Source organism: Bacteroides celer (assembly GCF_002632415.2).
Lineage (GTDB): Bacteria > Bacteroidota > Bacteroidia > Bacteroidales > Bacteroidaceae > Bacteroides.
Genome location: NZ_CP178209.1, coordinates 1679112 through 1693569 on the forward strand (window position 1 = coordinate 1679112; position 14458 = coordinate 1693569).

Genomic DNA, 14458 nt, shown 5'->3' on the forward strand with positions numbered 1-14458 from the left:
CCGAAGCCGCTGGTTTATACTTGATAGGCGTTGATTAATACTTGTTAGTTGATGCTTGTCGATTAATACTTAATACCTAATTCTTAATACTTAAATTACTCATTTTATCTGTTGTGCGGAAGGGGAAATCAGGATACTCGTAAAGACTGAAACGAGGTTCGGTTTCTCCTTTCGTATAATTCCAGATAGAAGCATAGTCTTCCGGATCTTCTCCCATCTTGGCTAACTGGCGCAGGTAAGCAGCTAGCGATTTATTCTCTACAATATAAATCTGCCCCATCTGATCGATAATCGGGCTATGATGACGAGTGCCGTCATGTTCGAAGCGTAGAATTCGTTTTCCTTCTTCTGTTAGTCCCACCAACTGGAAAGTCATGCTTTTACCGATAGCCGGTAAATTCAATACACTGCGATCAGTGGCAAGGAAAGGTAAATGATGCTTTCTCATGAAGCGTCTTAATTGCTTGGCAACATCCTCTTTAGGCTCCTCTTTCGTTCCCACTTTCGTCTCTAATATCTTATATAACTCCTCCGCCTGTTCCGGTGTCATACGGCCATAAATTTTTTCCTCCTGTTGTTCCTGCATTGAACGACTGTTGGGTGCAAATACCGCATAATTCTCATTGAATCCCTTTACCGAGAAAGTGTAATAACATACCACCCCCAACGAATTGAGCACCTGACGAAGCCGGGTCGTATGCCCTCTACGTGAAGCAGCCACCGTATATACCAACTGATTCGTAATAATCCATCCCGCAGAAAGAATCTTCCGGATCGCTTCTTTAGCTTCAGGAGTAACCTCCAGCGGTGTCTGGAAATGAGTCTGTATAATAAACTGTTTCACACCGATAGCCGATGCTTTCTCCTTGAATTCCCGCAGAACATCAACCAGCCCGTCATTGATACGCATTGGCAAATAAGCCAACAGACGTGACCCCAACCGTACCCGTTGCAATTCCGCATATTTCTCTCCGTCCTTGCGCTCAAGATTCGCCCTTTGTTTGCGCGCCGCCATCCGATACACCGCATCCAGAATATTCTGAAGCGTTTTATTCTGACTCATCAGCGCATCTCCTCCTGTAATAAGAATATCCCGCAATTGCGTATCCTCTTCAAAATAAGTCATCAACCGACGCAACTTACGATCCCATGATTCCTTCGGGCGTAATGACTCAAACTCGAAATTCAACCGCTCGCTCTGAAAATCATACATACGTTGACAAGAAGCACAAAGTCCTCCGCAAGCTCGTCCCATAGTGTCAGGGATGAGAATAGCCACCTCCGGATACCGACGATGAATGTTATGCCCGTCCGGTAAAAGCCATCCCGCAGCATTAGGCTTCCCGGCTTCTACAATATCCTCTTTCTCCCACGCGCGAATATTTCCATACGTCTCCACCAAACGTGGAGAATACAGAATATAACTTCGAATAGCCTCGTCATTATATCCATATCCCGTTACATTGAGTAACGATAAATAATAAGGAGTCGCAAAAAATGGCATCCCCTTCTTCCGGGCACGATAAAGCAAATACATAGTCTCTGACGAAAGTGAATTTCCCAGGAATCGATTCAACTCGCCCGGACTTTTTACAGCCATTGCCAAATGAAAACGGAAATCGTTCCACCACTCATTGACCAACCTGTATTTTTTTTCATAACTCATTCCCTCCTCAAAGTGAAAACGCACCGAAGGCTTCGACTTCCTGTTTTCAATCTTCTGAATCAACAAGTGCAACATCCGCTCCTTATTCTCATCCCGCACTTCACGTACCTCTTCATCCAATCCCGTTTCCCACCGGTCATTCCTGCTTTTGATACGCTGTGGCGATGGTAAAGGCACAACCTCTCCCTTCAACCGTTTAAACATCTGGAAAATTTCAATAAACAAATCCGTCGGTATCTCCATATTTTCCAACGTTCCCGTCAGAAACTCATAAAGCAACCGAATCGTCTGTACTGACATATCCTGTCCAGTAGACAGTTCATGGACATTCTGTCCATCATAATCGAGTAAGAGTCGAATTTGCTCCCTCGCCTCCTCCGCAGCCTCATTTTCTATCCTGCAAATTTCCAAAAAACGCAGCATCCCAGCCTTGAACTCTTCCACAGAAGAGCTCTTATCAGCTATCTCCACCACTTCCGGAATTTCTTGATTATAGATTTGTTTCAACTGTGAAAAAGTAAGCGCAAGCATTTTCTTTTGTTTCATAAGCAATCTCTCTATTTTTTAATTATTATAATATACTACCACGTCGCATGGTCCCCCCCCCCCTGGCCTGGTCTGCATGGCGTCAAGTAGCCGGGCAGGCGCAGCCTTGATTTTTTCTTTTTGGTACTTTTCTTTTGTATCAAGACAAAAGAAAAAAGTACATAAAGATAACAAAAAAAGCGGAGGTACAAAACCCCCGCTTTTTCTATCCTATTAATCTTTACGATTTTCTAACATTTAAAGCGACTTATTTTTTCGTTTCCGTGTCGTCATTCTTCCGTTTCGGCTCCTTCTTGGCAAGAAGAACAATATTATACACATAATCCGTCATCCACTGTTCAGAGTATCCCAAACGCTCTTTGTACTGGCGAACAGTCGCAGCCGTTTTATGCACATCATCAGCCTTCCACACTGTCTTGGTACAAACATCGTGTACCGTTTTCTGTGTCATACCATACAAAGCCTTCTTAAAGATCGACGGCATACGAAACTTCCACTGCATCAGATTTCCCATCAACATCATCAGATCATTGGAAAATCCCTGATACATGAACAAATAAGATTGAATATCATTTTGAGTGCGGCAGTTACGTTTCACGGAAGAGTCGATTTCCTTAAAGAAGTTCTCGTTCAACCCATAATCCTGCATCAGCATTTTGCGCGCAGCAGATTTTTCGGCCAATCCCAGTTTACCGTTTTGAGTAGGAACTTTAAACAAACGTTTGAAGTTAGCTACGTCCGGCAAGAAGCGGATATTAGTGATACCGAGGTTTGTGGCGATAACTGACTGGAAATACACCCGTGTCAGTGATATGAAATCTTCTACATTGCCGACTTTCGTTTCATCGGATTTTTTCTTGAATAAACCAAATAAGCCCATTGTTATCTCTACAATTTTATTATTTACAATTTACTATTTGAGCGTGTGGAAGGTATATAACATAACTACCATCTGTCAATTTGCGTGCAAAGGTACAAAAACAGTTGGTTTTCACCAACATTCCAAGTCCTTTTCGATGTCCGGCATTGTCTCTTTCTTAAAAACAGGGCTTTGGATGCCAGCTTTCTTTTGCGCGCGGTAATCATTTAGCAGACGGATAGCATATTTTCCGAGGAAAAGGATAGCGATCAGATTACAGATAGCCATTAACGCCATCGTGACATCTGCCAGGCTCCATACCATATCCAATGTGGCAAGTGAACCGAAGAGTACCATACCACCCACCAATATCCTGTAACCATGAAGTACCCATTTCCGGTGAGTGATAAAACGGATATTAGCCTCACCATAATAATAATTCCCCAGAATACTGCTGAAAGCAAAAAAGAAAAGAGCTACGGCAACGAAGATACTGCCCGAAGAACCTATTTCGTTTGTCAACGCCTGTTGAGTCAGCTGCACTCCATTAGCCGAACCATCCAGAGGAGCCCCACTAAAGAGGATGATAAAAGCCGTACAGGTACATATCAATAATGTATCTGTAAATACCGCCAAAGTCTGTATCAACCCTTGTTTTACGGGATGGCTGACATGAGCCGTGGCAGCCGCATTCGGGGCCGAACCCATACCGGCCTCATTGCTGAAAAGTCCTCTCTTGATGCCCTGCATTAATGCCATACCAACTCCTCCTGCCAATGCCTGCTCCCAACCGAAAGCATGGCTGACAATCAGTGCGATAACACCCGGTAAATGAGTGATATTGAGTGCAACAATAACCAGTGCCAGCCCTACATATCCCAAAGCCATAACAGGCACGATAATACTGCTGACGCGGGCAATGCGTTGAATACCTCCAAAGATGATAAGCAATGTCAGCAAAGTCAGCACACCTCCCAATATAATATGATTGAACCCAAAAGCATGCTCTGCCGCAGCACAGATCGTATTACTCTGTACAGAATTGAAAGCAAACCCGAAAGTAATGCTTATTAATACGGCAAAAAGCATTCCCATCCACGGTTGTTTCAACCCTTTCTTCATATAATAAGCAGGTCCTCCGATGAACGAATCCTTTCCGCGTATTTTGTATAATTGTCCCAAAGTAGACTCTATGAAAGCACTCGAAGCCCCTAACAGTGCGATGACCCACATCCAGAAAATAGCCCCGGGACCTCCGATGGCAATGGCAGTAGCCACTCCCGCAAGATTCCCCGTACCCACACGACTGGCGATAGAAATAGCGAATGCCTGAAAAGAAGATACATGTTTCTCTCCCTGTTTTCCTTTGCCGGCGGATTCGCTTAATAGCACGATCATTTCCCGGATCATGCGAAATTGTACAAAGCGTGTCCGTATGCTGAACCAGACAGCACATCCTAATAACATAATAATTAGAATATACGTCCAAAGTATGTCATTAATCTCGTTGATAAAAGTCATAGTTAAGTATTAAGTATAAAGCATTGTTTGTGGTTATTCGTCTTTTATTCGGAAGTAAAATTTATGATTTTCGAATACAGGTTCCACAATATCATAACGAACAAATTTGGCGAGCAGATGTTCAGCGGCACGTCGTGAAAGTCCGGTTTGTCGACAGTAACGGTTGAGTGAGAGTAAAGTTCCGTGCTCCAGTTGATCGAGCAGGAGCTGTTCACGTTCGGTGTAGCGGATGAGTTCTCCACGGGGGCTATCGCTCTGTTGCCATACACGGAGATGTATGGGAGTTGCCAGAATATTTTCGTCCTTGATGCGGAGATAGGCTAGGGGCTTTCCGGTTTCGTCCTTGGCGTAAACCGGTTTATGTGGAGTCTCTTCGATGGTTGCCACTAACACTTGCCGTCCTTCCACTATGTATGTTTGCAGAGAATATTCCACTTCCGGCACGCAATAAAGTTGTGCGGCGGCTTCAATCATATATTTTTCTTCTTCGGAGCGTACTCCTGCAATTTTACCATTGTCTTTAACGCCAATAAGTAATCGTCCTCCGTCCGTGTTGGCAAAGGCCGAGAGTGTTTTGGCTATTTTGCGTGCGTCGGAAATTTCGAATTTAAAGTCCTGTTGCTGGTGCTCTCCTTCAGCAATCAGTGCATGTATATAATCGGTATCTGTAAGCAGTTTCATGGCTACAAAGGTAGGTAAAAAAGGTAAAAAGCCCCTTTTTTAGATATTTTTCGAAGATTATTTCAAAAAAAATATTGATTTTATGCTTTTATTTCGGGAAACAGTGTATTTTTGCGGCACATTATTAACGAAAAAAATAAAAGGATTATGAAAGAATTGGTAGCAAAGGTAGCAGCTCTTTATGCTGACTTCTCAAAAGATGCTAACGCACAGATCGAAAACGGTAACAAAGCAGCAGGAACTCGTGCTCGTAAGGCTTCTTTGGAAATCGAAAAAGCAATGAAAGAATTCCGTAAAGCATCTTTGGAAGCTTCTAAGAAATAATAGTTAGAAGACTACTAAGATATCAGAAAAAAGAGAGGGCATATCGTAAGCGATATGCCCTCTTTCTGTTTTAATGCGGAATGACTTTGGGGCACGTGTAAAAACCTGTGTTTTCGTTTGTTATTTTTTGCTATAAAAAATCTTTGTAGTACCTTTGTTTTGCAATCATATAGCAATGTCAGAGAATCCATTAGTAAAGCTATTAAGCTACATACTCCCTTCGGAGTTCAACGAATATTTTGACCTTACCGATGTTAAGGAAGAAGAACGTGGCGTGGAGAAGATTCTCCATCTGTATCTTCACGAGAAGAACCTTCAGCCGGATGGTCACACAGAGCTGTCTCCCAACGGTTTCTACCCGGAATCATGCATCAACCACTTTCCTCTCAACGAGCACCGTACCGTTCTGCACGTATGCCGTCGCCGTTGGAAGGACGGTTTGGGCAGGACGTATAGCAGAGATTGGGAGTTGACAGCAAAAGGAACACGGCACACTAAGGAGTTTGCCGCTTTTTTAAAAGAATTCCTTGGATACATCCCCGATTACAGCCAGATCACTCCAGAAACCGTATCACATCAAGGCTGACGAGTTCGAACGTGCCTACAAGGATTTCCTCAGCGGTTACCGCACCTGGAAAGAATTGTCACATGCGGAGGACTGGCTTGTCTTCTATAAGAACATAGGGCCACAACTGAGCATTGACGAGACAGCGCTCTCTGACGGTGAACTTTATACAATAATCTCCAACAAGGCTGCCCATGGCGGCAAGGGAGCTATCGTGGCCATTATCAAGGGGACAAAGGTCGAGGATGTCGTAAAGGCGTTGATGCGCATCCTTTGGTACGAGAGGGCTAAGGTGCTGGAGGTAACGATGGACTTCTCCGAGAGCATGCATTCCATAGTAAAGCAGTGCTTCCCGTATGCCACGATAACCATCGACCGCTTCCATGTCCAGAAGGACTGCTACGATGCCATGCAGCAAGTGCGTATCAGGCACAGGCGCGAGGCCCAACGTACCGAAGTGGAAGCGCGCGAGCAGCACAAGCTCCGTAACAAGAAGAATGCCGAGGCACGAAAGAGACGTCTTGAGAAGAATGGAGGCAAACGGAAAGGAAAACAAGGACGGAAGCCTAACCGCAAGAATGAGAAGTACGAGCCTGTGAGGCTGTCAAACGGAGATACCGTCTGTGAACTCCTGACGCGCTCACGCTATTTGCTGATGACATCGGCAGATAAATGGACAGCGACTCAGAAAATCCGTGCAAGACTGCTGTTTGAACTCTATCCTGATATGAAGACCGCATATTCAATCTCGCACTCTTTGCGCATGATTTTCAATAACAAAAACGCCACAAGGGAAAGCGGGAAGAAAAGCCTCGCCCAATGGTATGCAAAAGTCGGAGAGTTCGGAGACGAAAACTTCAACACTGTTGCAGCAACCATCTATGAACGGCAGGGAGAGATTCTCAACTACTTCATCAATCGGTCTACCAATGCGTCTGCTGAATCTCTTAATTCAAAGATCAAGCAGTTTCGAGCACAACTACATGGGGTTATAGATGTAAAGTTCTTCTTATTCAGACTCTCAAAGATATTTGGCTAAACACAGGTTTTTGCAAGTGCCCCATGACTTTTAATTGTTTTAGTATGGATAGTGGCAATTATTTAAGTAGAAAGGTGTATCTTTGTATGTAGCAATCCCAAATATATGAATATATGAGTAATAAGATTTATCCTATCGGCATACAGAACTTTGAGAAAATCCGTAACGACGGTTATTTCTATATTGATAAGACTGCGCTGATTTACCAAATGGTAAAAACAGGTGGATATTATTTTCTTAGCCGTCCGCGCCGTTTTGGTAAGAGCTTGCTACTTTCTACTCTCGAATCTTATTTTTCAGGAAAGAAAGAACTTTTCGAAGGGTTGGCAATGGGAAAGCTGGAGAAAGATTGGATAAAATACCCCGTCATTCATTTAGACTTGAATGCAAAGAAATTCGATACAGTAGATGATTTAATTCGTCTTGTAGACCGGCAGTTGCTTGTATATGAAGCGCAATATGGTTCATGTTCGAAAGATGAAACGATAGACGACCGCTTTGTTACCCTGATCCGTATGGCAGCAGAGAAAACGGGAGAGCGTGTTGTGATTCTTGTGGATGAGTATGATAAGCCGATGCTGCAAGCAATCGGTAGGGATGAGTTGCAAGAAGAGTACCGGAATACATTGAAGGCTTTCTATGGTGTAATGAAGTCTATGGACGGTTACATAAAGTTTGCTATGCTGACAGGGGTTACTAAATTCGGTAAAGTCAGTGTGTTTAGTGATTTGAATAATCTGGATGACATATCGATGCGTCAGATCTATGTAGATATTTGCGGTGTCACCGAACAAGAACTTCATGATAATCTGGAGAGTGAGTTGCATGAATTGGCGGAAATTCGAGGGGTATCGTATGATGACGTTTGCAATGAACTGCGTGCGTGCTATGATGGCTATCATTTCACTCATAATTCTATTGGTATATACAATCCGTTCAGCCTTTTGAATGCATTTAAATATCAGGAATTCAGTAGTTATTGGTTCGAGACGGGTACGCCTACTTATTTGGTGGAACTGTTGAAAAAACATCATTATGATCTTCATCGCATGGCTCATGAAGAGACGACTGCCGAGGTTTTAAATAGCATTGATTCAACTTCCGACAATCCAATCCCTGTGATATATCAAAGTGGTTATCTTACTATAAAAGGATATGATCCTGAATTTGGTAATTATCGTTTGGGATTTCCTAATCGTGAAGTAGAACAGGGATTTATTAAATTTCTGCTTCCTTTCTATGCTAATACTAGTGCAGTGGAATCTTCGTTTGAAATACAAAAGTTTGTTCATGAAGTACGTTCCGGAGATTATGAGTCATTTTTCCGTCGCTTGCAAAGTTTCTTTGCTGATACTCCCTATGAGTTGGTTCGTGACTTAGAGTTGCATTATCAAAATGTTCTTTTTATAGTGTTCAAGTTAGTCGGATTTTATGTCAAGGCTGAATATCATACGAGTGAAGGACGTGTTGACCTAATCTTGCAAACAGATAAATTCATTTATGTTATGGAATTTAAGTTGAATGGCACGGCAGAAGAAGCGTTGCAGCAAATTAATGAAAAACATTATGCATTGCCATTTGAACACGATGAACGTAAACTATTTAAAATCGGAGTGAACTTTACTTCAGCAACACGAAATATAGAGAAATGGATGGTAGAAGCAGAGTAATATTAATATAGAATGAAATAATTATTTATAGCATGAAAAGCGGTTCGTTTGAATGAATCGCTTTTTTTATTTTCCAGAGTTGTCTGCTTTCCTGTTCGTAAACATCTTATCTTTTCTATTGCTTAGTTAATAAGAATATAAGCGTAGCTTTTTATTTCTTCAAAATTGACTAATTTTGTATTTATATATTTGCTAAACTTTTTTTCTTCTATACGCATCTCAAATTAAATCGTATATTTGCGAAAAGAATCAAGATCGGGAATGATGAACGAAAACGTCTTAGCTAAACTGAAGATACTTGCAGAATCTGCCAAGTACGATGTTTCCTGTTCCTCCAGTGGTACGGTGCGTTCCAATAAGCCGGGAACGCTGGGAAACACTGTGGGAGGATGGGGGATATGCCACAGTTTTGCCGAGGACGGTCGATGTATCTCGCTATTGAAAATCATGCTTACCAATTATTGCATTTACGATTGTGCCTATTGCGTCAACCGTCGTAGCAACGATCTTCCCCGCGCTACCTTTTCCGTTTCGGAATTGGTGGAGTTGACGATGGAATTCTACCGTCGTAACTATATCGAAGGGCTGTTTCTTAGCTCCGGAGTGGTCCGTAATCCGGACTATACAATGGAGAGACTTGTGCGTGTAGCCAAAGATTTGCGGCAAGTGTACCGTTTTAACGGTTATATCCATCTCAAGAGTATTCCCGGAGCCAGTCGCGAATTAGTGAATGAAGCCGGATTGTATGCCGATCGTCTTAGCGTCAACGTTGAAATTCCCAAAGAAGAAAATTTGAAACTGCTTGCACCGGAAAAAGACCATAAAAGCGTATTTGCTCCGATGAAATACATTCAACAAGGCGTGTTGGAGAGTAAAGAAGAACGGCAGAAGTTTCGCCACGCACCGCGTTTCGCACCTGCGGGACAAAGTACCCAGGTGATTGTGGGAGCTACCTCCGAATCGGATAAAGATATTCTTTTTCTTTCGTCGGCACTTTACGGGCGCCCCACCATGAAACGTGTCTATTACTCGGGCTACGTTTCCGTAAATACGTATGATAAGCGTCTTCCGGCATTGAAACAGCCGCCTCTGGTACGTGAAAACCGGCTCTATCAGGCTGACTGGTTATTGCGTTTTTATCAATTCAAGGTAGATGAAATTGTGGATGATTCTTATCCGGATCTCGATCTCGAAATAGACCCGAAACTTTCGTGGGCTTTGCGCCATCCCGAACAGTTTCCTGTCGACATCAATAAGGCAGACTACGAAATGTTGCTCCGTGTGCCGGGAGTAGGGGTGAAGTCGGCGAAACTGATTGTTGCTTCCCGTCGTTTTTCGCGGCTGGGATTTTATGAACTGAAGAAGATAGGAGTGGTGATGAAGAAAGCGCAATATTTCATCACTTGCAAAGAACTGCCTCTCCAGATGCAGACAGTGAACGAACTTTCTCCGCAACGGGTGCGCAGCTTATTGTTGCCGAAACCGAAAAAGAAAGTGGATGAACGTCAGCTGTTGCTTGATTTTGGCGAATAGTAAATATGCTTGGTGTTTTTTATGAATGTTTATATTTACGATAAAACCTTTGATGGGCTGCTGACGGCTGTGTTCGACGCCTATTTCCGCAAGACTTTTCCCGATGCTTTGTTGTCGGAAGGAGATGCTTTGCCTTTATTTTGTGATGAGCTGCATACGGTAGTGACCGATGAAGAAAAGGCCGGGCGTGTGTGGCGGGGATTGCAGAAGAAAGTTTCCTCTTCTGCTTTGGGTTGCCTCACGCAAAGTTGGCTGTCGGAACTTCCGGAAATAGGAATACTTATTTTTCGATATATCCGTAAAGCAATCGATGCCCCCCGCTCTATTGAAACCAATTTTGGTGATCCGGACGTTTTGCAATTAGCGCAAATATGGAAAAAAGTGGATGGCGAACGTGTGCACCTGATGCAGTTTGTCCGTTTTCAGAAAGCTGCCGACGGTACATTCTTTGCCGCTTTCGAACCGCAGTATAATGCGCTCCCGCTGACCGTTCACCATTTCAAAGATCGTTTTGCCGATCAGAAGTGGATTATTTACGACATGAAACGCCGTTACGGATTTTATTATGATTTGCAGGAGGTGACGACTATCTCGTTTGATGATGACAGCCGTGAATCCCATTTGATTACGGGGATGCTGGACGAAAGCCTGATGGACAAGGATGAGAAGCTTTTCCAACAACTTTGGAAGACATATTTCAAGGCCATTTGTATCAAAGAACGCATGAATCCGAGAAAGCACAGGCAGGATATGCCTGTACGTTATTGGAAGTATCTGACGGAAAAGCAGAAGTAGATTTCCATTTTGGGAGAGGAGCGAAAGTCTGACTATTCAATTCGCTGCACCGTTACATCCGGAAATTCCTGTATCAGCGAAAGCAGATGCCCTTCATCATTATTTCGTTTCGACTTGATAACCATGGTAACCTGATAAGATTCTGTTTCGCCCGTGTGTAGCGTTTCCATCTCGTAAGAGACTATCAGGTAGTCTTTAGAGTTGAATCTGTCCGCTATCTGTTTCAGTATGTCTTTGTTGGGAGTTGAGAAAGAAACCATTGAGCTTTTCATTCCGATGCTTTTAAATAGATAGCTAAGTAGTTCCAGTCCGACGAGGGTCAATATCGTGGCGGCAATACCGATGGTGTACATTCCTGCACCTACCGCCAAGCCGATACCTGCTGTTGCCCAGATTCCTGCGGCGGTAGTCAATCCGCGTACAATCTGTTTTTGAAAGATGATGGTTCCTGCACCGATAAATCCGATACCGCTGACAACCTGTGCCGCCACCCGACTGGGATCGAGTGTGACACTACTTTCTTTTATAATTTCCTGAAATCCGTATTGGGAAACAATCATAATCAAAGCACTACCTAGCGACACGAGAAAATGAGTGCGGTATCCGGCTTCTTTGGCACGGTATTCACGATCCAGTCCAATGATGGTTCCCAGTATTCCGGCGACCAATAAACGGATTACAAAATCCATATTCAACATCATGTGTTCAATCTCCTTTCTGTTTTTTATTGTTTGTGGAAAAATGCTTAGGACCATAAATATACAATTATTTCCCCTTTTTGTATCAATCATTTAGTAATATTTGAACGTATCCAATTCATTTTATCGTATATTCGCAGATTCAAATAAATGTTTAATCCCGCGACCGAGCAAATAATGAAGAAAAGAATTTTTTATATAATCAGCTTTCTGGTGATCTTCTGTATGGAGGTGTTGATAGCTTTGTATGTGCGCGACCGTTTCATACGACCTTATGTCGGAGATATGTTGGTGGTAGTGCTGGTATATAGCTTTGTACGTATCTTTCTGCCGACGGGGATTCCGCGGATGCCGTTTTATGTCTTTCTTTTTGCCTGTTTTGTAGAAGTCTTGCAATACTTCCAGCTGGTGGAAACATTGGGCGTTACGAACCGTGTAGCCCGAATTGTGCTGGGTTCTACGTTCGATTGGGGAGATATTGCCTGCTATGCTGTGGGATGCGTTTTCATTGTCTTATTCGAGCATTTCGTCCGGCGTAGATCATAGAGGACTTATTTCTCTTCCGCTTTGGTTTCGGATGGGTCCAGGCTGTGGCCGCAATATTTGCAAAACTCTGCATTATCTTCGTGTCCGGAGCGATGGCAGTTGGGACATTCTTTGTCTCTCCTGCGTTTATACTCTTTCATCATGGAGGCAGATACGATACCTGTGGGTACGGCGATAATCGTGTAACCGATTAGCATGACACAGGCGGAAAGGAATTTTCCGAGGCCGGTGGCGGGAGTAATATCTCCATAACCTACGGTAGTCATGGTGACGATAGCCCAATAGATGCTGTTCGGGATATTGTTGAACTGGGAGTTGGGTTGCGTTCCTTCAATCATATACATTAGCGTTCCGATGGAAGTCACCAGAATGACGACAAACAAGAAGAACACTGCAATCTTCTTACTACTTTCACGCAAGGCAGTGAGCAGCCGTTCCCCCTCATTCAGAAAGTTGAAAAGCTTGAAGACGCGGAACACACGTATCAGGCGGAAGGCGCGGATGATGAGTAGATAGCGGGCGCCCGGAAAAAGCAGACCGATGTAAAGAGGCAGCGTGGCCAATAGGTCTACGATACCGAAAAAGCTGAATATGTATTTCCGGGGACGGGGTGAACAGTAAATCCTCGTCAGATATTCGAAAGTAAAAAAGCCGGTGAAAAGGAACTCCATAATGACGAACGGAGTCGTCAGATAGGTGGGAAGTCCTTTCAGGCTTTCGATGATAACGAGCAATACGCTGACCAGAATACAGCCGATAAGAATCACGTCGAACAATTTCCCGGCAGGGGTGTCCGATTCGAAGATGATGACGTATAACTTTCGTTTCAGTTTCTCGTCATGCAAAAAACGATGGATTCTTTCTTTCAGTTTCATATCAATAGTGTTTGGCCGGAATTAAAGAAAAAGCCTTTTTAGTCGATGACCCACTGTTTATTGTAGGCAACGGTCTTTTGCGGGTTGTAATACATTCCCTCTTGTGTAGGAATATAGAGAATGTATGTCTTTCCGGTCTTGTTCTTCAATGAAGTGTCGCGCAGCCAGGGGTTGGCATCACGGAGTTGGGCATAGGTGATTCCCTGTGATTTTGCGTAGTCGTTCAGATCGTCGATAGAAGTGTTGACGGTTACCTCTTTATAAGGAATAGGCGGATACAGATGTTCCCGTTTCAAGAGGAATCCGTAACGTTGCGGGTTGTTGAATATCTCTTTGGCTGCCAGCAGACGGAACATGTAGCGGGAAGTTTCCTCTACCAGCCATAAGTCCATGGCATGACTTGCCAACTGCTTTTCAAGTTGGGAGGAGATACGTCCCTGTCCGGCGTTATAGGCGGCGGAGACAGCCATCCAGTCGCCATATTTGGCATACGCTTGTTTGAAGTATTTGCAGGCGGCAACGGTTGCTTTTTCAATATGGTAGCGTTCGTCTACGTTATCGTTCACTTCCAGCCCGAATTCCCGTCCGGTGGCAGGCATAAATTGCCACAGACCCGCTGCTCCTGCCGGAGAGCGTGCAATGTTGTTCAGGTTGCTTTCGATGACCATCAGGTATTTGAAGTCATCGGGAATGCCGTTTGCTTTCAGTATCGGTTCCACGATGGGGAAGTAACGGTTGGCACGCTTTATCAATAGCATGGTGGTGGAATGCATATAGGTGAAGGCCATCATCTCGCGGTCCATCCGTTCGCGGCGGTCGTAGCACCGGAGATCAATCGTTTCCCCGTCGAAGGTGACTTGTGTGGGAACGGTAGGCGGAGTAACGCAATACGGCACTTCCGATTTAGCGGAATGTTGTTCGTTCACTTGGCTGCTGCCTGTCAATACAGGGATGGAAGCACCGATGCAAAATACTAATATAAGTGTAAGAATATAGTTGATTTTCATTCGTCTTTTCATTTTATAACCTTTTTGGATGCTTCAATGTTTACGTCTATCTTGCAAAGATAACCTCATTTTGCCTTTTTCAAAGAACTTTTCTTGCATTTTATACGTTTTTCTAATAGAGTTAAATAAACAA

General features: G+C 43.6%; 14 protein-coding genes. 7 read left to right on the forward strand and 7 right to left on the reverse strand.

Annotated features, from left to right (window positions below):
• Positions 1–76: 76 nt before the first annotated feature.
• The 4 genes from CJF29_RS06350 to CJF29_RS06365 form a co-directional block, all read right to left on the reverse strand.
• Positions 77–2212, reverse strand: a complete 2136-nt coding sequence (locus CJF29_RS06350) for a KamA family radical SAM protein (RefSeq protein WP_099147423.1) — start codon at positions 2210–2212, stop codon at positions 77–79.
• 247 nt (positions 2213–2459) lie between these two features.
• The gene (locus CJF29_RS06355; RefSeq protein WP_004301962.1) at positions 2460–3092 is read right to left on the reverse strand and encodes a hypothetical protein; all 633 of its coding nucleotides are present in this window, start codon (positions 3090–3092) and stop codon (positions 2460–2462) included.
• Between the two features lie 111 nt (positions 3093–3203).
• A complete protein-coding gene (locus CJF29_RS06360) occupies positions 3204–4592 on the reverse strand; it encodes an alanine/glycine:cation symporter family protein (RefSeq protein WP_004325091.1) in 1389 nt (462 codons plus the stop codon).
• Positions 4593–4625: 33 nt separating this feature from the next.
• Complete coding sequence (locus CJF29_RS06365; RefSeq protein WP_004308278.1) at positions 4626–5273, reverse strand: helix-turn-helix domain-containing protein; 648 nt, start codon at positions 5271–5273, stop codon at positions 4626–4628.
• Positions 5274–5420: 147 nt separating this feature from the next.
• Here CJF29_RS06365 and CJF29_RS06370 point away from each other — a divergent pair, with 147 nt between their 5' ends.
• From CJF29_RS06370 to CJF29_RS06395, 6 genes are all read left to right on the forward strand, one after another.
• Complete coding sequence (locus tag CJF29_RS06370) at positions 5421–5597, forward strand: histone H1 (protein ID WP_074557878.1); 177 nt, start codon at positions 5421–5423, stop codon at positions 5595–5597.
• A 175-nt stretch (positions 5598–5772) separates the two neighbouring features.
• Positions 5773–6183 (forward strand): hypothetical protein, encoded by a 411-nt coding sequence (locus CJF29_RS06375; protein ID WP_002558307.1) that lies wholly within the window; start codon positions 5773–5775, stop codon positions 6181–6183.
• Positions 6125–7201: a transposase gene (locus CJF29_RS06380; protein ID WP_002558306.1), complete on the forward strand. Its 1077-nt coding sequence runs from the start codon at positions 6125–6127 to the stop codon at positions 7199–7201. Before CJF29_RS06375 ends, CJF29_RS06380 begins: the two co-directional genes overlap by 59 nt.
• Positions 7202–7314: 113 nt before the next feature.
• On the forward strand, positions 7315–8871 hold the full coding sequence (locus tag CJF29_RS06385) for an ATP-binding protein (RefSeq protein WP_074557880.1): 1557 nt from the start codon (positions 7315–7317) through the stop codon (positions 8869–8871).
• Positions 8872–9135: 264 nt separating this feature from the next.
• On the forward strand, positions 9136–10404 hold the full coding sequence (locus CJF29_RS06390; RefSeq protein ID WP_004304808.1) for a putative DNA modification/repair radical SAM protein: 1269 nt from the start codon (positions 9136–9138) through the stop codon (positions 10402–10404).
• Between the two features lie 21 nt (positions 10405–10425).
• The gene (locus CJF29_RS06395; protein ID WP_009000641.1) at positions 10426–11199 is read left to right on the forward strand and encodes a TIGR03915 family putative DNA repair protein; all 774 of its coding nucleotides are present in this window, start codon (positions 10426–10428) and stop codon (positions 11197–11199) included.
• A gap of 32 nt (positions 11200–11231) precedes the next feature.
• Here CJF29_RS06395 and CJF29_RS06400 read toward each other — a convergent pair whose 3' ends face one another.
• Positions 11232–11900 carry an MgtC/SapB family protein gene (locus CJF29_RS06400; RefSeq protein WP_099146112.1) on the reverse strand — a complete coding sequence of 223 codons (669 nt, stop codon included), beginning with the start codon at positions 11898–11900 and terminating at the stop codon, positions 11232–11234.
• 174 nt (positions 11901–12074) lie between these two features.
• Between CJF29_RS06400 and CJF29_RS06405 the strand changes: the two genes are divergently transcribed.
• Positions 12075–12443 (forward strand): DUF2809 domain-containing protein, encoded by a 369-nt coding sequence (locus CJF29_RS06405; protein WP_004308273.1) that lies wholly within the window; start codon positions 12075–12077, stop codon positions 12441–12443.
• A gap of 5 nt (positions 12444–12448) precedes the next feature.
• Here CJF29_RS06405 and CJF29_RS06410 read toward each other — a convergent pair whose 3' ends face one another.
• Together CJF29_RS06410 and CJF29_RS06415 are read right to left on the reverse strand one after the other, a co-directional pair.
• Positions 12449–13318, reverse strand: coding sequence for an ion transporter (locus tag CJF29_RS06410; RefSeq protein ID WP_099146113.1), 870 nt, complete (start codon positions 13316–13318; stop codon positions 12449–12451).
• A gap of 38 nt (positions 13319–13356) precedes the next feature.
• Positions 13357–14337, reverse strand: coding sequence for a lytic transglycosylase domain-containing protein (locus CJF29_RS06415; protein WP_074557884.1), 981 nt, complete (start codon positions 14335–14337; stop codon positions 13357–13359).
• Between the last annotated feature and the right edge of the window lie 121 nt (positions 14338–14458).

Excerpts from the sequence above, each read along its gene's own strand:
- CJF29_RS06390 (WP_004304808.1), top strand. The coding sequence starts at position 9,136 with ATGAACGAAAACGTCTTAGCTAAACTGAAGATACTTGCAGAATCTGCC.
- CJF29_RS06355 (WP_004301962.1), bottom strand. The coding sequence starts at position 3,092 with ATGGGCTTATTTGGTTTATTCAAGAAAAAATCCGATGAAACGAAAGTC.
- CJF29_RS06370 (WP_074557878.1), top strand. The coding sequence starts at position 5,421 with ATGAAAGAATTGGTAGCAAAGGTAGCAGCTCTTTATGCTGACTTCTCA.
- CJF29_RS06385 (WP_074557880.1), top strand. The coding sequence starts at position 7,315 with ATGAGTAATAAGATTTATCCTATCGGCATACAGAACTTTGAGAAAATC.
- CJF29_RS06365 (WP_004308278.1), bottom strand. The coding sequence starts at position 5,273 with ATGAAACTGCTTACAGATACCGATTATATACATGCACTGATTGCTGAA.
- CJF29_RS06395 (WP_009000641.1), top strand. The coding sequence starts at position 10,426 with ATGAATGTTTATATTTACGATAAAACCTTTGATGGGCTGCTGACGGCT.
- CJF29_RS06405 (WP_004308273.1), top strand. The coding sequence starts at position 12,075 with ATGAAGAAAAGAATTTTTTATATAATCAGCTTTCTGGTGATCTTCTGT.
- CJF29_RS06415 (WP_074557884.1), bottom strand. The coding sequence starts at position 14,337 with ATGAAAAGACGAATGAAAATCAACTATATTCTTACACTTATATTAGTA.
- CJF29_RS06410 (WP_099146113.1), bottom strand. The coding sequence starts at position 13,318 with ATGAAACTGAAAGAAAGAATCCATCGTTTTTTGCATGACGAGAAACTG.
- CJF29_RS06350 (WP_099147423.1), bottom strand. The coding sequence starts at position 2,212 with ATGAAACAAAAGAAAATGCTTGCGCTTACTTTTTCACAGTTGAAACAA.
- CJF29_RS06360 (WP_004325091.1), bottom strand. The coding sequence starts at position 4,592 with ATGACTTTTATCAACGAGATTAATGACATACTTTGGACGTATATTCTA.
- CJF29_RS06375 (WP_002558307.1), top strand. The coding sequence starts at position 5,773 with ATGTCAGAGAATCCATTAGTAAAGCTATTAAGCTACATACTCCCTTCG.
- CJF29_RS06400 (WP_099146112.1), bottom strand. The coding sequence starts at position 11,900 with ATGATGTTGAATATGGATTTTGTAATCCGTTTATTGGTCGCCGGAATA.